Genomic DNA, 17,993 nt, shown 5'->3' with positions numbered 1-17,993 from the left:
CAGGCCATGTCTACACTGAATGCATCGCCGTCCGCTCTTCTTTCGCAGGACAAACCGCTATCGATTGCCATCCTCGCCATGGGCGGGCAGGGCGGCGGCGTTCTCGCCGATTGGGTTGTGGCGCTGGCGGAAAACAATGGCTGGGTCGCGCAGACCACCTCCGTGCCCGGCGTGGCGCAGAGAACCGGCGCGACGATTTATTATCTTGAGCTGTTGCGGGCCCGTGATGGGGCACATCCGATCCTGTCGCTGATGCCCACGCCCGGCGACGTTGATATCGTCATTGCGGCTGAATTGATGGAAGCGGGGCGCTCGGTGCTGCGCGGCCTTGTGACGCCGGACAAGACCTTGCTCATCACCTCCACTCATCGCTCCTTTGCGGTGGGTGAAAAGGAAAAGCCGGGTGACGGCATCGGCAATCCGGTGGTCGTGGAGGACGCGACAGCCTTTGCTGCGCGCAAAACCATCGCTTTCGACATGGAAGCACTGGCAACCAAAAGCGGCAGCGTGGTATCTTCGGCTCTGTTCGGCGCGCTTGCGGCTTCGGGCGCTTTGCCTTTCGACAAGGCCGCCTTTGAAGCAACCATCAAGTCTGGCGGTAAAGGCATCGAGGCAAGTCTGAGAGCTTTTGATGCTGCCTATCAGCGAGCACTTGGCGGCGCGAATGACAAGCTGGCGGCAACGCCTGCAAAGCGGCTGGACCCTCTGCCAGAGCGGGCTGAGCATCCAGCACTGGAGGGGCTTATCAAGCGCATCCGCAATGAGTTTCCGGGTGAGTGCCATCCGATGCTTTTCGCGGGCATCAAGAAGCTGACCGAGTTTCAGGACCCGGCCTATGCAGATGAATATTTGAACCGTTGCGCCGGCATGCTCAAGGCCGATCTTGCCAATGGCGGTACGGCGCACGGCTTTGCCTTCACCGTACAGGCGGCAAAATATGTCGCTGTCGCCATGGCGTATGACGATGTGGTCCGGGTGGCCGATATCAAGGTGCGCGGCTCGCGGTTCGAGCGGGTGCGCAAGGAAATTGGCCTCAAGAAAGACCAGATCGCCTATACGACCGAATATATGCATCCGCGCATGGAAGAAGTGTGCGGCACATTGCCGAGAGGTATCGGCGCCTGGATCGAAAATCGCCCGAAACTCTTTGCATGGCTTGACAAGCGTGTCAGCAAGGGTCGTCGGGTGAATACGGGAACGCTGTTCTGGTTCACCGGGCTTTATGTCGTCTCGGGCCTGCGTCGTTTCCGGCGCGGCAGCCTGCGCCATCAGCGAGAGACTGAGCATTGTGAAGCCTGGCTGGCACAGGCGCTGGCCGCCTTGCCCAAGAACTATGATCTCGCGGTCGAGGTTCTGGGTTGCCGCCGTCTGGTCAAGGGCTATTCCGACACGCATTCGCGTGGCCTGTCGAAATTTGACCGCGTCATGTCCGCCTTGCCCGCTCTGAGTGAGCGGGACGACGGCGCAGCGTGGCTGCGGCGTTTGCGGCAGGCGGCCCTGCTGGATGAACAGGGCATTGCGCTCGATGGCGCACTGAAAACAATCGCGACGCTCTGATCAAAGAGCGCAGGGCATCGCAAAGATGCCGGAACAGTCATGTTCGACATGAAACGTCGGCGTGCACGAGGACGCGCGCCGCACTTTCAAAGAAAAGGGGAAGACTATGTCTCAAGCGCAGAGCATAGATGCGCCGGCTGTGGCCGGCAGGGAGATATCGGTGGGCAAAAGCCTGCTGGTCGTGGGCCTGTGCTGGCTCGCGATTTTCGCGGAAGGCTATGACGTCGGCGTCATCGGGGCCATTCTGCCTGCCTTGTCCGTCGATCCGGTCTGGCAGCTGACGCCGATAGAGCTTGGCGCCATCGGCAGCTATACGGTGATCGGCATGCTGATCGGCGGCATTCTGGCAGGCACGCTGAGCGAGCTTCATGGACGCAAGCCGCTGTTCGTCGCCTGTATCACCATATTTTCACTTTGCATGATTGTCAGCGCCATGGCGCCGACACCCTTCATCTTCGGATTGAGCCGATTCATTTCGGGCATCGGTCTTGGCGGAATTATTCCGGTCGCGGCAGCGCTGACGGTTGAATATTCCCCGGTCAAGAAGAAGAGCTTCAATTACGGGCTCATGTATTCGGGCTATTCCATGGGATTGCTCGCTGCCGCGCTCTGCGGTCGTGGCTTTCTCGAAGCCCATGGCTGGCGCACCATCGTTTTGATCGGCGCGGTGCCGCTGCTGTTTGTGCCTATCTTCCTCGCATTCCTGCCGGAAAGCGTGGAATCGCTGGTCCAGCGCGGCAAGCACGATGCGGCGCGCAAGACCGCGCAGCGCATGGGCGTCGGTGTTCCGGCGGCGATTGTCCGCAAGCATGGCAAGGTTGGCTGGCGCACCGTTTTCAATGAAATCTTCTCCCCGAAAAAGGCGTTCGAAACCGCCTGCTTCTGGATCGCGCTCTTCATGGGGCTGCTGCTGGTCTATGGTCTTGCGCAATGGCTGCCGCAGATCATGCGCAAGAACGGCTATGATCTCGGCAACAGCCTGCTGTTCCTTGCCGTTTTCAGCCTCAGCTCGGCAATCGGCGGTATTGTATTGGGCACATGGGCAGATCGTTTCGGCGTGCGCCGCACGGTGGCCTGTTCCTATGCGCTGGGCGCGCTCGGCATTGTGGCGCTCGCCTTCAAAGGCTCGCTGCTGATGAATTATGTGTTCGTTGCAATTGCCGGTTTCGGCACTGTGTCGGCGTCGCTGGTGCTGACAGGCTTTCTGGCGCAGCGGCTCGATTCCTCAATCCGTTCTGCCGGAACCGGATGGGCGCTGAGCTTCTCCCGCATTGGCGCATTGTCGGGTCCGCTTCTGGGCGGCTTGATCGCAAGCCTCAATGTCGGCCCGCAATGGAACTTCTACATCTTTGCTATCGTCGCCGCTCTGGCCGCTGTAGCGACCGCGCTGATCCCGTCTCGCTCGACGGACTAGAGCGGTTCCGGTTAAAACGGAATCGTGGAACCGCTCTATCTATTTGTTTCTACGCATTATTCTACGCAAAACCGCTACGCATTTTTGCTGGAAATGCTCTAAGCAACAAAAAAGCCGATCCGCTTTCAAAAGCGGATCGGCCTATTATTCAGCATAATTTCAAAGTTCGTTTTTACGGATATTGCGCAGCATTTTCTGCAAGGTGCCGACAAAGGCGCGGTGCTCGTCTTCATCAATGCCTTCAAACAATTGCAACAGCAGATCATACATGGTCGGCCATGCTTCGTTGAAGATGTTGCGTCCTTCTTCGGTCATCGAAATATCGCGGATGCGCATGTCTTCGGCGCGCGCCTGACGGCGAATGTAACCCTGTTCTTCAAGCGAATCGAGCGTGCGGCTCATCGTCGATTGTTCGGTCACGGTGAAGACCGCCAGCTCGTTGATGGTGGCCGAAGGGGTCACACTCAAAACGGCGAGCGTGCGCAGCTTGACCGTTGTGATCTGGCGGCCCTTCAGCCCATCCGCGAGGTTTGCATTATAGCGCGCCATCAGGCGGTTCATCAGGTAGGGCGCAAAACTGTTCAGGCCGATCTCGCCCAGCGAACGCGCGGGATTCTCTTCCAGATGCTCGGAAGCCAGAACCGTACCTGAGAAGCGTTCCTCCATGAATTCCCTCGCTTTAGATCATGGTTGCAACAGTCATACGCCCGATGCGGTTCGGCATCAGACGCAACAAGGCGCTCTCATCGGTGTTAATATCGGTTGCGGAAAGAAGCCAGAGAAAAAGGCGGATGCGACCTGTCATTCGCATCCGCCGCATCCGCAAAGTTCCTGGATCAGGAACGGGAGGCCTCGCCCGAAATGCCGTTACCGCTGGCGGCAATGGCGACCTTGTCGTCGTTCAGGCTGAAGCTCTCGCGCGTGACCACCAGAATGATGGCCAGAATGATCGCTTCCATGATGGCGAAGGTCAGGAAGGCGCTGACAAAAGACCCGCCCGAAACCTTGATGACCACGCCCATGACCCAGGGTGAAATGAAGGTCGCAAGGATGGCGAAAATCTCGGCATAGCCAACGGCTGCCGTCGCCAGTTCTTCCGGATACTTTTCGCTGAGAAAGGCGAAGATCGCACCACCGCCGAAAAGCGCCACGCCGCTCAAAAGCGCCATCAGGATGAGCCAGCCAAAGCCCAGCGGTACCGCCATGCCGAGGGTGAACATTGCCGCGACCAGAACGGCAAGCACGGTTCCGAACTTGATCATCCCCGTTTTGTTCAGGCGGTCGGCGGCGTAACCGCCGATGACGAGAAACACGACCTGCGACAGCCCCATCAAGGTGCCAATCAGGGCCGCGTCTTCCACCGGCATCTGATGCACGGCAATATATCCGGGAATGACCCATGTCGCGGTTCCGGCAATGGCCATTGTGCAGGCTGAAATGCCGAGGCTGCCGACGATGATCCATTTCGAGCGGAAGATGCTGGACAGTGACGCCGTGGAGGTCTGCGGTTTTTCGGGTTCCCAGCGGAAATCCTTGAAGCCGATATGGGCCGGATTGTTGCGGGTGAAGAGCAGCACGCTAGCCGCTGTCACCAGCGTACCGATGGCAAGAATGGCGAAGAAGGTGCGCCAGCCATAGGTGATGGAAAGCGGAATGCCAATCGCGAAGTCCAGCGTGATTGCAAGACTATAGGCCGCGAGGATCAAGCCGATCATGCTGCCGCGCCGCTTCTGCGGGAACCAGCCGATGATGAGTTTCATATTGCCGAGGAAGATAGCGGCATCGAAGAAGCCGATGAACAGGCGCAGCGCAATCAGCTGGGCATAGGTCTGGACATAGACTTGCGCCACCATGCCGATGGCGGTGCAGAACAGGCCGATCAGCAGCAGCGATCGCGCATTCATGCGACGGCTGAGTTGCGACCAGACAATCATCCCGAGACCATAGGTCAGCGCAAAGATCCCTTGCGCCAGACCGGCCTGCGCGGAATCGAGCTGAAGTGTTTCCGAAATGAACGGTATCACCGCCGCAAAGGCGTACCAGTCGGCGGCGAGAAACATCTCGCATAACAGCGCCAGCGCCAGCATGCCCCATTGCCAGCGCTTTATTCTGGATTGATCGAAGTCCGATAGGCTTTCCCATTGCATGGTCTGGTTCCCCTTATTTTTACCTGCAACTTCATGATGCTCCCAAGCGGGAGCGTGCGGTGCCCAATGCTTGAAAACGGACCTCAGACCGTCGACAGGAAATCGCGCACAAGTGTCGCCGCCGCCGGCGTCTCTTCAAACAGCAGATGGCCGGTTGCGCCGAGCTTCTCCAGCCGTGCGCCAGCGATTCCGCGCTGCCACTCTTCGGCATATTGCGCGGGGATAACCCGGTCTTCCTCGCCCCAGAGGATCAGGGTCGGCATGTTCAGCCGGTGCAGCCAATGGCCAAGCTTTTGATTGCCGCGGCCGTCGGTTGCATGGACCCGCGCCAGCGCGCCCATTTCGCGTCCCAGTGCTGCATCGAACCGGCTGTCGGGCGCAGATGGGAAATAGCGGAGCGCGACCGCCGGATCGTGCGCCAGATGGGCGGGAATATCGGCAGGCGCGACCTGAAACAGATCGGGGAGAGGGATGGCCGGAAGGTCAAGACCGGCGGGTGCTGCCAGAAACAGCGCCGAGAGCCTGTCGGGCTGTCTGATCGCATATTCGGCGGCGATCCAGCCGCCCAGCGAAAAACCGCCGAGGCTGAACTGGTCCAGCCCCAGCGCATCGAAGAAATCCATGTAATGGAGCACATAGTCGCCCATCTGCACGATATCGGCATCATCGTCACTTTCACCGAAATTCGGATGAAACGGAATGATGAGCCGGTTTCGCGAAGCAATGTCGGCGAGACTGTCGAAGCCGGGAAATGTTCCGGTTCCGTGCAGAAAGACGACATCCTTGCCTTCACCCTTTATGAGATAGGTGACGGTTTTGCCTCGGATTTCGACCGTGTGTTTTTCAAAACTGCTCGAGTAATTCAACATCTTTCCACCTTATGCCGCTGGCTTGGTGTGACTGGACCAATTGCTTTCTCATCTGGTCGACGGCGCTGTCGATCCGCGCTTCGAGGGCCGGAGGCAACAGCCCGTCCGGTTCCAGTTCCGCCGAACAGGCATAGATGCCGGTTGCGACGGTTCCCGCTTCGAAAAAGCCGAAGAGCGGACGCAGATGATGCTCGACGACCAGCGCGTGACGATTCCCGCCGCCCACAGCGCACATCACGGTCGGGCGACCGCGCAGCGCTAGTGGATGGACGAGATCGAACACATGCTTGAAAAGGCCGGGATAGCTTCCCTGATAGACCGGACAGCCGACGATCAAGGCATCGCAATGCTCGATCTCCGAAATGAGGCTTTCGGATTGCCGGTCGAGCGCCTTGCGATTGACGGTAAACAGGTTCGGCCCGGCATGCGACAGGTCCAGATGCGTGACCGACACATCGTCTTCCGCTTCCAGCCTTGCGGCAATCGCTTGGGTTAGCCGGTGAACTTTCGTCGGGCGATCACACCCGACGAAGCTGACAATATTTCTCGTCATGGCCGGTCTCAGTTTTCGCTGATGCCGAAAACGGTCCACCGTGCATCGGGGCCGGGCAGGCCGAGCAGACCCTTGCCGCATTCCTCGACGATCTGGTCGGCAAGCAGAATATGCTGGGTGCCGGAATGAATGTCGCGATAGAAACGCTGCATGGCCGTGTTGTGCAGCGATGCGCCGCGCGCCGCACGATGCGCAAATGTCGCCACATCGGAAACGATGTCGTGCATATAGCGCAGCGAGAGCTTTACCATCGTCATCTGGTCGAGGGTTGGAACACCGCCAGATGCGGTGGTCTGCGAGACATCTTCCCATGTTTCCATGGCAAGCGCCCGCGCCGCCCGATAGCGGGCTTCCGCATTGGCAAACTGGAACCGCAGGCTGGCGCTATCCGCACTCTTGCCGAACGGGTCCTGCCGCTGGCGTATCACCTTGGCGAGTTCGTCGAGTATCCGGCGACCGACACCAATAGCCCAGCTCGTATGGGTGAGGGCGCTGTAGCCCGCCAGTCCGAGATGCCCCTGCGACTGACCGCGTTTCGGTGCGGATTGCGTGAAACTATAGACCATGGAATCCGGCACGAAGAGGTCTTCATCGGTTGCCAGCGTATAGTCGAAGCTGCCGGTTGCGCGCAGGCCGAGCACATCCCAATTGCCGAGCAGCTGGATTGTCGAGCGCGGGTGATGCGCGACGATGATTTGTGGCGCGCCGGTTTCGTCTTTCAGCAGCGCCTTGCCACTCGGGTCTTTGGGATCAAGCAGGAAGCAGCCGGAATGAATCCATTCCGCATGAAAGATGGAGCTTCCATAGGCCCAGTTGCCGCGGATCATGTAGCCGCCATCGACCTTGCGGGCAAAGCCGCGCGGCACGCCGTTGCCTGCAATGGTGACATCGACGCCATCCTTGAACACATTGGCAATCCCCTCGTCGTCGAGGTAGATCGCCATGGTCGTGCCTTCCATATTGTTGACCATCGTGCACCAGCCGGATGAGGCATGGGCATAAGAAAGCGCCGACATGATTTTCATTGCATCGATCGGGCGCAATTCTGCGCCACCAACTTCCTTGGGAAACAGCATCGTGTAGAAGCCGCCCTTGCGCATCGCATCCACGACGTCATCATGCATCCGCCCGAGTTGTTCCGCTTTTTCCGCCTTTTCTTCAATCAAAGGTAGAATGGCTTGCAGGCGGTCGTTGAAGCCCTGAATGACTGCGGAATAGTTGTCGGCGGTGTGAGCCCGGTGCACGCTGGTATCCAAAACGGTTCCCCTTGATTTAGTCGTTGTAAGCGGGAATGATACGAACAAGAGCGGGAACAAACATTCCCCCCGAATGGGGGGCTTGGGAATTCGGGAGAGAGAATGCCCAGGGAAATACTATCGATAGACGAGCGGGTCTCTGCAGCACTTTCTGTTGCGGAGAGCCGTAATTATGACGATTTTACAATAGCTTGCGATTATTTTGCCGCGCATGTTCTGCGCGTGCGTTCGCTTGGAATTTATTTGCTGGAGAATAATCGGCCGCGCCTTTTTCACAGCATCAACACGCCCACCGGCTTTCTTCTCGAATATCAGAACGGGCTGGCGGATTCAGATCCGATGATTGCGGCAGTGGTGCAGAATGCCAGCGCGGTTGCTGGCTCGCGATTGCCCCAGAATGCAGCGGGCAATGTGCCGCTGATGCGAACGCTGCTCTACCGATGGAACTACAACGATAACTTGTGCTGCCCGATTTATGTCGGCGGCAATATTCAGGCGCTGATTTATGCCGCCGGTTTCGAGATGCACGCAACGCAGCTCGAAGAGCAGGTGTCATTGCTGTGCCGCTCGTCGGCGCTAGCCTTGCGTAATATCCAGGAAGGCCGTCCGGCGAAGACGCCCGGCGCCAATCTGACCAGCCTGCCGCCGCGTCTTTCGACAGTCGCCCGGTTGCTGGCTGCGGGCAACACCAACAAGCAGATTGCGCGGCATCTGGAACTTTCGCCCCATACGGTGAAGGATTATGTCGATGATCTGATCAAGCGTTTCGGTGTGCATAACAGAACCGAAGTGGCCGTGATGATCAACCGCATGAGCGGCGGGACAAAAGCCGAGCCGACGGGGTTCGCCCTGTCAGGACATGAGCGGCGCGGCCTTCCGATAGAGCATTTCTGAAAACGCTTTCCGCTATAAGCGAAAAGCGTTTCGCGTTCTCGGCTTTACGGGCAGAGGAATTTAACGGCGCGGCTTTCGGGATCGCAGAGCGTGTCGATCACATTGCAATGATGCGTTCCGTCGATTTCCCAGGCGCTGGTCTCGATCCCCAATCCGTACCAGATGTTTGCCAGCAGCGCATTTTGCCGCCGGAATTCCATCAGTTCGCCGCCGCCGACACAGCAATGCACGGCAATTTCCGCGCGCGGGCGCTGTAGAGCGGCGCTTTCTGCGACGGCTTCTTCCGCATCCATGTGGAAAATGTCGTTCATCGCGGTTTTGAGCAGCGGGCGCAGATCATGCAGCCCGCTGATGGAAAGAACACGGCTGATCCGGTCTGCCGTTGCGGCGGCAATGGGTGCGTTTTCGCAAGCCATGCGGCTGACGAGGTGGCCGCCTGCGGAATGGCCGGTCAAGGCGATCTCGCCATCCACTTCCTGCGCCAGATGGTCAATGAAACGACCGATTTCCTGCGTGATGCCGGAAATCCGCGTTTCGGGGCACAGCGTATAGCTCGGCATGGCCACGCGATAACCGCGCGCAAGCGCGCCTTGTGCCAGATGCGACCAGAAGCTTTTGTCCAGCCCCTTCCAATAGCCGCCATGGACATAGACGAGCGTACCCTTGGCCGTGCCTTCCGGCAGGAAGAGATCGTAATGGTTGCGCGCACCCTCGGCATAAGCGATGTCAGGGATCAAGCGGCCCTGATCGCGCATTTTTGCGCGAAAGCCCGAGGCCAGTTCCGTCCAGCGTGGCGGGTACGTGGCGGAATCGCTGATGGCTTTCATATTGTCATAGGCGGTATCGAAGTCTTGAAGCACTGAAGTCTCCTGCATGTTTCATGCGTGAAGCCGCGTCAGGCGCGGGCTTCGGTTGCCGCCTGCGCGCGCAGGGCGGATCGCTGCAATTTTCCGGATTCTGTCTTGGGCAGGCTGGAAACCCAGCATATCAGGCGCGGATATTTATAGGGCGCGAGTTCGCTTTTGACGTGGCGTTGCAGTGTTTCCTGCAAGCTCGCATCGCCATTATAACCCTCGTTGAGTACCACATAGGCTTTTACGATGCAGCCCCGTTCCTCATCCGGCGCTGCCACCACGCCGCATTCCGCCACAGCCGGATGCGCGAGCAGGCTGGCCTCGACCTCCGGCCCGGCAATATTGTATCCGGCGGAAACGATCATGTCGTCGTTGCGGGCCTGATACCAGAAGTAGCCGTCGTCATCCATGACATAGGTATCGCCGGTGATGTTCCAGCCGTTCTCGACATATTTGGTCTGGCGCGGGTCGGCCAGATATTTGCAGCCGAGTGGTCCACGAACGGCAAGACGTCCAGGGGTCCCGGGCGCGCATTCCTGCCCCTTGTCATCAATGACGCGTGCTTCATAGCCGGGGATCGGTTTGCCGGTCGCACCGGGACGAATGTCGTTTTCCGGCGCGGAGATGAAGATATGCAGCATTTCCGTAGCACCGATGCCATCTGCAAGCGAAAGCCCGGTTGCGCGCTTCCACGCTTCGAAAGTGGGGAGCGGCAGAGCCTCACCGGCTGAAACGCATTTGCGCAGTGAAGACAGATCATATTGATCAATTTTCGAAAGTATGGCGCGATAGGCCGTTGGTGCGGTGAAACAGACAGTCGGCTTATAATCTCCAATGGCGAGCGCCAGATCATGGGGCGCGGTCTTTGCCGGAAGCACTGTCGAAGCGCCGATCCTGAAAGGAAAGAGAACCAGTCCGCCAAGACCGAATGTGAAGGCCAGCGGCGGCGAGCCGATGAAGATGTCATCTTCCGTCGCGTCCAAAATGTGATGCGCATAGCAGTCGCAGACGATCAGCAGGTCGCGATGAAAATGGATCGTGGCTTTCGGCAAGCCCGTGGTGCCTGATGTAAAGCCGAGCAGGCAGGGGTCATCCGCCCGCGTTGCCACTGCATCGAAATCGCTGGATGCATCGGCCAGCAATGCGCCAAGCTCTCCGCCCGCATTGTCCTCCCAGGTCACCAGTGTCTTGATGAAGCTGGTCTGCGCCACGGCATTTTGCATTTCACCGATCAGCGTTTGATCGCAAAAGGCAATGCTGATCTCGGCCTTGTCGATGATCTGGACCAGCTCCCGGGCGCGCAAAAGCGGCATGGTTGCCACGACGACACCGCCTGCCTTGATGATCGCCAGATAAAGCGCAATCTTGGTCGGGTTATTGCCCGAGCGGATCATCACGCGGTTGCCGGTTTTCATGCCGAGCTTGTCGGTCAGCACATTGGCGATCTTGTTGATCATGGCGGCAAGATCGCTATAGGTCCAGCGCACGCCCGGCGCCTGCAAGGCGATGCGGTCGCCCTTGCCGTTTGCCAGATGCGCATCCACCAGTTCATAGGTCGCGTTCAGCTGTTCCGGGTAGCCGAGTTCGTCAAGATTGATGATGTCCGGTAGAAGTTCCGCAGCCGGGAGATTATCCAGAACGAATGTGTCCACATGAGCGCTGGGGTGCATGCTCTTCTCCTGTCAATGCCAGTCATTTGCGTTCGACTGCCCAAGCGTTTCAGTGAGAGCTGAACCGTCGAGGTCGTCCTAACTATTTGTTTTCACGCACATCTTCTCGGGGATGTGATGTGCTCTCGATTAAACGTGCAAGTAACGTTCCTTGATCTCCGGGGTGTTCAACAGCGCAGCGTTGTCGCCGCTCCACACCACACGACCTTTTTCGATAACCACGTGACGGTCTGCAAAGCGCGCCAGCGCATCGACATTCTTGTCGATGACGAGGATCGCTTCACCCTCATCCTTGATGTTGCGCAGGCAGGACCAGATCTCTTCGCGCATCAGCGGCGACAATCCTTCGGTCGCCTCATCCAGCACGACCATTTTCGGATTGGTCATCAGCGCGCGCCCAACCGCCAGCATCTGCTGCTCACCGCCGGAAAGCTGGTTGCCCATATTGCGCCGCCGCTCTTTCAGGCGCGGGAACATCCGATAGATGCTCTCCAGCGTCCATTTGGACGAGCGGGCATCCGAGCGCCGGGTGGCCAAGAGGTTTTCCTCAACGCTGAGCGTTGGAAATATCTGCCGCCCTTCCGGCACCAGCCCTAGCCCCTCGCGTGCAATCGCATGGGGCGGTTTGCCGGTAACATCCTGGCCATTGACGAAAACCTTGCCGCCCTTGGGCGGCAGCAAGCCGAAGATCGACTTGATGGTTGTGGTTTTGCCCATGCCGTTTCTGCCGAGGATCGTAACGACCTCTCCCGCACCGACTTCAAAGTCGATGCCGAAGAGAATGCGGGACTGGCCATAGGCGTTCTGGAGCCCTTCGACTTTCAGCATTATGCGGCCTCCTCTTCACCGAGATAGGCGGCGCGCACATCCGGATCGGAGCGCACGGCGGCGGGTGTTCCCGATGCGATGACGCGCCCGTAGACAAGCACACTCACCTGATCAGCCAGTGAGAAAACGGCGTCCATGTCATGTTCGATCAGAACCAGCGTATGGGTCTGGCGCAGTGAGCGCATCAACTCGACCAGCACTACGGATTCCTCGTGGCTGGTGCCAGCCAGTGGCTCATCGAGCAACAGCATCTGTGCTTCGGTGGCAAGCGCGATGGCAATCTCAAGCTGGCGCTTTTCGCCATGAGAAAGCGCTCCGGCCCGGCGATGGGCACGGTCGTCCAGCCGCACGCGGGCGAGTGCTGCCATGGCTTGCTTGTTGATCCCGGCTTCCTTACTCGCCGCCTGAAAGAAGCGGAAGCTTGAGCCTGATCGCGCCTGAACGGCCAGCGCAACATTTTCAAGCACGCTGAAGCCTTCCAGAACCGAGGTGATCTGAAACGAGCGTGCAAGGCCTAAGTGAACGCGACTGGGCATGGCGAGACTGGAAATGTCGCGGCCATCGAAAATCACCGAGCCACGGTCGCTTTTCAGATTGCCCGAAAGCTGGTGGATCAGCGTCGTCTTTCCAGCACCGTTCGGGCCGATCAGCGCGTGAATCTCGCCGCGTTTGACGGTCAGGTTGACCCCATCCGTGACCTTAAGCGCGCCAAAGCTTTTGTGCAGGTCATTGACCTGAAGAAGTTCATCCGACATCGGAACCTCCACGCAGCTTGCGGATCAGCCCGCCGATACCGTCGCGGCTGAACAGCACGACGAGAACGAGGCAAAGGCCGAGGCCGAGTTTCCAGTGCTCGGAGAAGTGAGCGAGTACTTCTTCCAGCACGATGAAGGCGGTTGCGCCGAGGACAGGGCCGATCAGCGTGCCCATGCCGCCCAGCACCACCATGACGATCAACTCACCGGAGCGCTGCCAGCTCATGAAGGCAGGCGAAACGAACTGGATCTGGTTGGCCAGCAGAACACCTGCAATGGCCGCCGCCACACCGGCGATGACATAGGCGGTGAGCTGAAACGAGAACGGCGAGAAGCCGATGGCGCGCATACGCACCGGATTATCCCGCGTTCCGCGCAGCACGCGACCGAACCTTGAATGCACCAGCATGCGAAAGACGAGAAACGCCCCGACAAGCAGCGCCAGCACGAAATAGAACAGCACCAGATTGCCGGAAAGCAGCGTATTGCCGAACAGCGTGGAACGCGACGACAGCGTCATTCCATCATCGCCGCCAAAGGCGGAAAGGGACACCATGAAGAAGAAGGCCATTTGTCCGAAGGCCAGCGTGATCATGATGAAATAGACGCCGCTGGTTCTCAGCGAAATATAGCCGGTGACGAAGGCGAAGATCGCCGCGGCGACAATAGCCGCGACCAGCTGAAGGATCAGATCATCAATGCCATAGCTGGACAGGATGCCGACCGCATAAGCGCCGATCCCGATATAGGCCGCATGACCAAACGAGACGAGCGCGCCGTAACCCATGATGAAGTTGAGCGAAAGCGCTGCCAGCGCAAAGATCATGATGCGGGTGACGATCACCAGAAGAAAGCTGTCGCCGAGAGCGGACGCAAGAAGCGGAACGATTGCAAAGGCGGCGAAGACCAGCCACGGCCCCGCATCCAGCAAAGGCGACGGTCGGTTTTTGGCCTTTTCCGGCATAGCGGTATCGCGGGCGCTGTTATGGGTAATCTCGCTCATCGCGTTCCTCCCTGTGCCGGGAAGAGGCCGGTCGGGCGGAAATAGAGCACGGCTGCCATCAGAATATAGGTGAGCATCGGCACCAGCGTGCGGCCCATCTGGGAAGCGGCGGCAGGATCAAGCAGATTGCGGAGCAGCATCGGCCCGAAGGTGCGGCCGAGCGTATCGACGAGGCCGACAGCGATGGCCGCAACAAAAGCGCCGCGCACCGAACCGACGCCGCCGATCACGATGACAACGAAGGTGAGGATCAGGATGGAATCGCCCATGCCCGGATCGACCGAGAGGATGGGGGAGACCATGCCGCCAGCAAAGCCTGCAAGCATCGCGCCCAATCCGAACACCACCATGAACAGGCGGCGAATATTGATGCCGAGAGCCGAGACCATGTCGCCATTGGTTGCTCCGGCACGCAACAGCATGCCGATGCGCGTGTGATTGACGAGGACATAGAGGCCTGCCGCTGTGAGAAGGCCAGCCGCGATGATCAGCAGGCGATATACGGGATAGCGCAGGTTTCCAAACAGCTGGATGGAGCCGGACAGGGATTCGGGCATCGGCACGCTGAGCGGTGCTGCACCCCAGATGATCTTCACCAGTTCATTCACAATCAGGATCAGTCCGAATGTCGCCAGAACCTGATCGAGATGGCTTCGTTCGTATAATCGTCGAAAGACCAGCACTTCCAGCACGATGCCGATGACAAGCGTGACGGGAAGGGCAATCAGGATGCCATAGAAGAAACTGCCGGTCATGGCAGTGAAACTCGCAGTCAGATAGGCCCCGACCATATAAAGAACGCCATGCGCCAGATTGATGAGGTCCATGACGCCGAAGATCAGCGTCAGCCCGGCGGCGACGAGAAAGAGCAAAATGCCAAACTGAATCCCGTTAAGGGACTGCAGCAGAAAAAGATTGAGCATGGGGGATGTCCGGAACTCGTTGTACTGAAGCCCGGTTCACGCCAGACGGGCTGGCGTGAACTGTTTCAGACTTGGAAATTGAGAAGACTGGGCTCATCGGAGCGCCCTTCTTCCACCGGGTTACATCTTGCATTCAGCTGCGTAGTTGTCCTTGTAGTCGTTGAAGACCGTTTCAACGTAGGACGTGGCGAACTGGCCGTCATCGCGCTTGACGACTTTGGTCAGGTAGAAATTCTGGATCGGAAAGTGGTTGTCGCCAAAGCTGAATTCACCGCGCGGCGAGGTGAATTTCGCGTCCTTCATGGCGGCCCGCAAGGCGTCCTTGTCGGCCAGATTGCCATTGACCTGCTTGACCGCCGCGTCGATCAGCATGGCAGCATCATAGGCCTGCACGGCAAAGGTTGCCGGAATGCGCTTGAACTTGGCTTCATAGGCGGCGGCAAATTCCTTGGCCGGTGCGGAATCGAGATCGGGCGCCCAGTTCGAACCGGCGAAGAAGCCAACCGCTGCATCCTGTTGCGCAGGCAAGGTCGTCTCATCCACGGTGAATGCCGAGAGGAATGGCGTGCCTTCAAGGCCGGCCTGACGATACTGCTTGACGAAATTCACACCCATGCCGCCGGGCAGGAAGGCATAGACCGCATCCGGCTGTTCAGCGGCGATCTGCGCCAGTTCCGCCGAATAATCCAGCTGGCCGAGCGGTACATAGATTTCCTGTGCGACCTGGTTCTTATAGGAGTGCTTGAATCCGGCGAGCGCGTCCTTGCCTGCCTGATAGTTCGGGGCGATCAGGAACACGCGCTGGTAGTTCTGCTTTTCGGCATATTTGCCGGAAACTTCATGCATCTGGTCGTTCTGATAGGACGTCACGAACAGATTGGGGTTGCAGTCCTTGCCGGCCAGATTGGACGTGCCTGCATTGGTCGAGATCAGGAATGCGCCGGATTCGGTTGCCGGTTTGACGATGGCGTTCAGGACATTGGAGAAGATCGGCCCGATGACGAAATCCACCTTGTCGCGCTGGATCATCTGCTGGACCTTGTTGACGCCGATATCCGGCTTCTGCTCATCGTCCTGAACGATGATTTCAGCATCGAGGCCGCCGAGCTTGTTGCCCAGCTTGTCCATGGCGAGCAAAAAACCGTCGCGGGACTGTTCGCCCAGCAAGGCCGATGGCCCGCTTAGCGTATAGATCAAACCGATCTTGATCTTGCCGTCTTCGGCCTGCGCGGTTCCGTTCAACATGGTTGCGGCGAGCAGCGCCAGTGCTGCTTTCGTCGAAATTTTCATTGTTCCACCTCGATTGCAGATTTTTGCTCTGTTTTCTTTTTCTTTCGCATTGCCCGACACAAAACCGCGAAACGCTTTTGCTGGAAATGCTTAATACCCGGCAGATGTACTCCCATACATCTGCCGGGCGGATGCATTATTCTGCTGGCGCGGGCAAAAATTCAACCTCGTGAGCCGGTGCAACGCGAACTATTTCAGCCGGATCACCGACATTATTGATGCGAACGAACAGGTCCCAGAGTTTTGCGGTCGGCGAAACCCAGAAAACGCACTTCACCGGCTGTTCGGACTTGTTGAAAATGCCGTGCGACACGTTGCGCGGCAGGCAGACGAGATCACCCGCTTCGGCAACGGCATCCTTGCCGTCGAGCAGCAGGTCGAGGCGGCCTTCCAGCACATAGATGAATTCTTCCTGCGTGGTGTGGATATGCGGCGGAACGAAGGTGCCGGGAGGGAAGGTTGCATGCCACGACATGGAGCTTTCGCAGACATGCTTGGGCACATAGGTCTGGCCCAGAATGTGCCAGACAACACCGTCGACGGAGGAGCCGGATTTGGTAACGCCAGCTGGAAGATCAGTCACTTGGATTCCCTTTCATGTGAGCGCATCCCGAAAAGTGTGAAACGGTTTTCGGAAAAGATGCGCGTTTAGAAACTATTCAGGTGCAGGTTTCAGGCCGAGGCTCGAGCCACTTCCCGGTTGACCTGCTGTGTTGAAAAGCCCGCCTTTGCGGCATAGCCGCGAACAATCGCCTCGCGTTCGGCAAAGCTGATGACGCCGTCCAGATCGGCAACACCGGACGGTGCGCGACGTTCGACCTCATCGATGACGCCTTCCGGGCCGCCCAGCCGGTTGAGCCGAACAATTTCCGCTGTCGCGGGCAGCCGGATGGCCTGATAGGCGGCAAGTGCCGCGCGACCGTGTTCGGCGACGGCCAGATGATCGGCCAGCGTGCGGGCGTCGATGATGGCCTGGCTCGCGCCGTTGGACCCGACCGGATACATCGGATGGGCGGCATCGCCGATCAGCGCCACGCGGCCATCGGTCCACCAGCGCGCGGGATCGCGGTCGCACATGGGATATTCGAAGAACGTATCGGTTGCCCGCACCAGCGCGGCAAGATCCACGACATTGATGCCGAACTTTTCGACATGCGGCATCAGCTCTTCATGCGTGCCGCGACGGCTCCAATCCTCGCGCTTCGGCGCAGGCGAACCGTCGGCGCCGGGACGATAGGTGACGACCCAGTTGTTGAGAATTTTGCCGGGCGTGGTGCCCTTGGCGATGGGGTAAAGCACCAGCTTATAGGTGAAGCCGCCTGCAACGATCATGGTGCGGCCGTCAAGGAACGGATCGCTTTCAACTGCGCCGCGCCACATCATGACGCCATTCCATTTAAGCCCGGCTTCGTTCGGGAACATCTGATGCCGGATGACGGAGTGAATACCATCCGCGCCGATGACAATGTCGCCGGTTGCCGAGGCGATCTTCGACCCTTCAGCGAAATGCACTGTCGCCGAACCTTCGTTCTGCTCATAGCCGACGCAGCGCTGGTTGGCGACGATAGCGTCTGGGCCGAGACGTTCGATCACGGCATCATAAAGCAGTTTCTGCAGATAGCCGCGATGGATGGAAAACTGCGGCACATCATAGCCTGCATCCACGCCGCGGGGTTCGCGCCAGATTTCCTGGCCCTGCCGTGTGGCGTAAATCAGCTCGCGGGTGCGGATGCCGGTGGCGTCGAGTGCTGGCAGAAGACCGATCTCAGCCAGTTCGCGGATGGCGTGCGGAAGGACGTTGATACCAACGCCCAGTTCGCGGACTTCCGGTGCTGCTTCGAAAATCTGGCAGGCAATGCCTCGTGCATGCAGCATCAGTGCCATGGTGAGGCCGCCAATGCCCCCTCCGACGATAATCGCTTTCATTCGCGGTTCCCTTTTTCGTGGCTGCTCTCTGGCGCCTGGGACCAACGATAAAAG

The 17,993-nt window shown here is 58.7% G+C and carries 18 protein-coding genes; 3 read left to right on the top strand and 15 right to left on the bottom strand.

All coding sequences use genetic code 11. The features are described 5' to 3' along the window. The first annotated feature begins 6 nt into the window (after positions 1–6). Entirely contained in the window at positions 7–1,557 is a 1,551-nt protein-coding gene (locus FHW03_RS14870) for an indolepyruvate oxidoreductase subunit beta family protein (RefSeq protein ID WP_182521326.1), read from the top strand. Between the two features lie 106 nt (positions 1,558–1,663). Further along, positions 1,664–2,971, top strand: a complete 1,308-nt coding sequence (locus tag FHW03_RS14865) for an MFS transporter (protein ID WP_182521325.1) — start codon at positions 1,664–1,666, stop codon at positions 2,969–2,971. Between the two features lie 159 nt (positions 2,972–3,130). On the opposite strand, the gene FHW03_RS14860 is transcribed toward FHW03_RS14865, so the two are convergent. The 6 genes from FHW03_RS14860 to FHW03_RS14840 all read right to left on the bottom strand — a co-directional run bounded on the left by FHW03_RS14860 (position 3,131) and on the right by FHW03_RS14840 (position 7,784). After that, positions 3,131–3,637 carry a MarR family winged helix-turn-helix transcriptional regulator gene (locus tag FHW03_RS14860; protein WP_078338198.1) on the bottom strand — a complete coding sequence of 169 codons (507 nt, stop codon included), beginning with the start codon at positions 3,635–3,637 and terminating at the stop codon, positions 3,131–3,133. Positions 3,638–3,650: 13 nt separating this feature from the next. Continuing rightward, entirely contained in the window at positions 3,651–3,776 is a 126-nt protein-coding gene (locus FHW03_RS26070; protein ID WP_280993381.1) for a hypothetical protein, read from the bottom strand. 31 nt (positions 3,777–3,807) lie between these two features. After that, positions 3,808–5,118 carry an MFS transporter gene (locus FHW03_RS14855; protein ID WP_182521324.1) on the bottom strand — a complete coding sequence of 437 codons (1,311 nt, stop codon included), beginning with the start codon at positions 5,116–5,118 and terminating at the stop codon, positions 3,808–3,810. Between the two features lie 83 nt (positions 5,119–5,201). Next, a complete protein-coding gene (locus tag FHW03_RS14850) occupies positions 5,202–5,987 on the bottom strand; it encodes an alpha/beta fold hydrolase (RefSeq protein WP_182521323.1) in 786 nt (261 codons plus the stop codon). Next, positions 5,962–6,540, bottom strand: a complete 579-nt coding sequence (locus FHW03_RS14845) for an NAD(P)H-dependent oxidoreductase (protein WP_182521322.1) — start codon at positions 6,538–6,540, stop codon at positions 5,962–5,964. The genes FHW03_RS14850 and FHW03_RS14845 overlap by 26 nt, the downstream gene beginning before the upstream one ends. Positions 6,541–6,548: 8 nt before the next feature. After that, positions 6,549–7,784 (bottom strand): acyl-CoA dehydrogenase family protein, encoded by a 1,236-nt coding sequence (locus FHW03_RS14840; protein ID WP_377514895.1) that lies wholly within the window; start codon positions 7,782–7,784, stop codon positions 6,549–6,551. Positions 7,785–7,898: 114 nt separating this feature from the next. Between FHW03_RS14840 and FHW03_RS14835 the strand changes: the two genes are divergently transcribed. Beyond that, positions 7,899–8,690 carry a LuxR C-terminal-related transcriptional regulator gene (locus FHW03_RS14835; protein WP_210277280.1) on the top strand — a complete coding sequence of 264 codons (792 nt, stop codon included), beginning with the start codon at positions 7,899–7,901 and terminating at the stop codon, positions 8,688–8,690. Positions 8,691–8,734: 44 nt separating this feature from the next. On the opposite strand, the gene FHW03_RS14830 is transcribed toward FHW03_RS14835, so the two are convergent. The 9 genes from FHW03_RS14830 to FHW03_RS14790 all read right to left on the bottom strand — a co-directional run bounded on the left by FHW03_RS14830 (position 8,735) and on the right by FHW03_RS14790 (position 17,939). Further along, positions 8,735–9,550: an alpha/beta hydrolase gene (locus tag FHW03_RS14830; RefSeq protein WP_182521320.1), complete on the bottom strand. Its 816-nt coding sequence runs from the start codon at positions 9,548–9,550 to the stop codon at positions 8,735–8,737. A gap of 35 nt (positions 9,551–9,585) precedes the next feature. Further along, positions 9,586–11,214 carry a benzoate-CoA ligase family protein gene (locus FHW03_RS14825; RefSeq protein WP_182521319.1) on the bottom strand — a complete coding sequence of 543 codons (1,629 nt, stop codon included), beginning with the start codon at positions 11,212–11,214 and terminating at the stop codon, positions 9,586–9,588. Between the two features lie 129 nt (positions 11,215–11,343). Next, on the bottom strand, positions 11,344–12,042 hold the full coding sequence (locus FHW03_RS14820; RefSeq protein WP_182521318.1) for an ABC transporter ATP-binding protein: 699 nt from the start codon (positions 12,040–12,042) through the stop codon (positions 11,344–11,346). Next, the gene (locus FHW03_RS14815; protein WP_182521317.1) at positions 12,042–12,797 is read right to left on the bottom strand and encodes an ABC transporter ATP-binding protein; all 756 of its coding nucleotides are present in this window, start codon (positions 12,795–12,797) and stop codon (positions 12,042–12,044) included. Before FHW03_RS14815 ends, FHW03_RS14820 begins: the two co-directional genes overlap by 1 nt. Then, positions 12,787–13,800 (bottom strand): branched-chain amino acid ABC transporter permease, encoded by a 1,014-nt coding sequence (locus tag FHW03_RS14810; protein WP_182521316.1) that lies wholly within the window; start codon positions 13,798–13,800, stop codon positions 12,787–12,789. Before FHW03_RS14810 ends, FHW03_RS14815 begins: the two co-directional genes overlap by 11 nt. After that, positions 13,797–14,723, bottom strand: coding sequence for a branched-chain amino acid ABC transporter permease (locus FHW03_RS14805; protein ID WP_109366847.1), 927 nt, complete (start codon positions 14,721–14,723; stop codon positions 13,797–13,799). The genes FHW03_RS14810 and FHW03_RS14805 overlap by 4 nt, the downstream gene beginning before the upstream one ends. Positions 14,724–14,843: 120 nt before the next feature. Then, on the bottom strand, positions 14,844–16,013 hold the full coding sequence (locus FHW03_RS14800; protein ID WP_078338408.1) for an ABC transporter substrate-binding protein: 1,170 nt from the start codon (positions 16,011–16,013) through the stop codon (positions 14,844–14,846). Between the two features lie 136 nt (positions 16,014–16,149). Continuing rightward, positions 16,150–16,596, bottom strand: coding sequence for a cupin domain-containing protein (locus tag FHW03_RS14795; RefSeq protein WP_151589900.1), 447 nt, complete (start codon positions 16,594–16,596; stop codon positions 16,150–16,152). A gap of 89 nt (positions 16,597–16,685) precedes the next feature. Then, a complete protein-coding gene (locus FHW03_RS14790) occupies positions 16,686–17,939 on the bottom strand; it encodes a flavin-dependent oxidoreductase (RefSeq protein ID WP_182521315.1) in 1,254 nt (417 codons plus the stop codon). Positions 17,940–17,993 lie beyond the last annotated feature (54 nt).

Origin of the sequence: Ochrobactrum sp. RH2CCR150, from assembly GCA_014138095.1 — a bacterium.
GTDB classification, from domain to species: Bacteria; Pseudomonadota; Alphaproteobacteria; order Rhizobiales; family Rhizobiaceae; genus Brucella; species Brucella gambitense.
This window is presented reverse-complemented; position numbering and strand designations above follow the sequence as displayed.

What these genes read in the sequence shown, in the direction of transcription:
- FHW03_RS14800 (WP_078338408.1), bottom strand. Translation starts at nt 16,013, where the DNA reads ATGAAAATTTCGACGAAAGCAGCACTGGCGCTGCTCGCCGCAACCATG.
- FHW03_RS14815 (WP_182521317.1), bottom strand. Translation starts at nt 12,797, where the DNA reads ATGTCGGATGAACTTCTTCAGGTCAATGACCTGCACAAAAGCTTTGGC.
- FHW03_RS14790 (WP_182521315.1), bottom strand. Translation starts at nt 17,939, where the DNA reads ATGAAAGCGATTATCGTCGGAGGGGGCATTGGCGGCCTCACCATGGCA.
- FHW03_RS14860 (WP_078338198.1), bottom strand. Translation starts at nt 3,637, where the DNA reads ATGGAGGAACGCTTCTCAGGTACGGTTCTGGCTTCCGAGCATCTGGAA.
- FHW03_RS14845 (WP_182521322.1), bottom strand. Translation starts at nt 6,540, where the DNA reads ATGACGAGAAATATTGTCAGCTTCGTCGGGTGTGATCGCCCGACGAAA.
- FHW03_RS14850 (WP_182521323.1), bottom strand. Translation starts at nt 5,987, where the DNA reads ATGTTGAATTACTCGAGCAGTTTTGAAAAACACACGGTCGAAATCCGA.
- FHW03_RS26070 (WP_280993381.1), bottom strand. Translation starts at nt 3,776, where the DNA reads ATGACAGGTCGCATCCGCCTTTTTCTCTGGCTTCTTTCCGCAACCGAT.
- FHW03_RS14855 (WP_182521324.1), bottom strand. Translation starts at nt 5,118, where the DNA reads ATGCAATGGGAAAGCCTATCGGACTTCGATCAATCCAGAATAAAGCGC.
- FHW03_RS14810 (WP_182521316.1), bottom strand. Translation starts at nt 13,800, where the DNA reads ATGAGCGAGATTACCCATAACAGCGCCCGCGATACCGCTATGCCGGAA.
- FHW03_RS14825 (WP_182521319.1), bottom strand. Translation starts at nt 11,214, where the DNA reads ATGCACCCCAGCGCTCATGTGGACACATTCGTTCTGGATAATCTCCCG.
- FHW03_RS14870 (WP_182521326.1), top strand. Translation starts at nt 7, where the DNA reads ATGTCTACACTGAATGCATCGCCGTCCGCTCTTCTTTCGCAGGACAAA.
- FHW03_RS14820 (WP_182521318.1), bottom strand. Translation starts at nt 12,042, where the DNA reads ATGCTGAAAGTCGAAGGGCTCCAGAACGCCTATGGCCAGTCCCGCATT.
- FHW03_RS14865 (WP_182521325.1), top strand. Translation starts at nt 1,664, where the DNA reads ATGTCTCAAGCGCAGAGCATAGATGCGCCGGCTGTGGCCGGCAGGGAG.
- FHW03_RS14835 (WP_210277280.1), top strand. Translation starts at nt 7,899, where the DNA reads ATGCCCAGGGAAATACTATCGATAGACGAGCGGGTCTCTGCAGCACTT.
- FHW03_RS14805 (WP_109366847.1), bottom strand. Translation starts at nt 14,723, where the DNA reads ATGCTCAATCTTTTTCTGCTGCAGTCCCTTAACGGGATTCAGTTTGGC.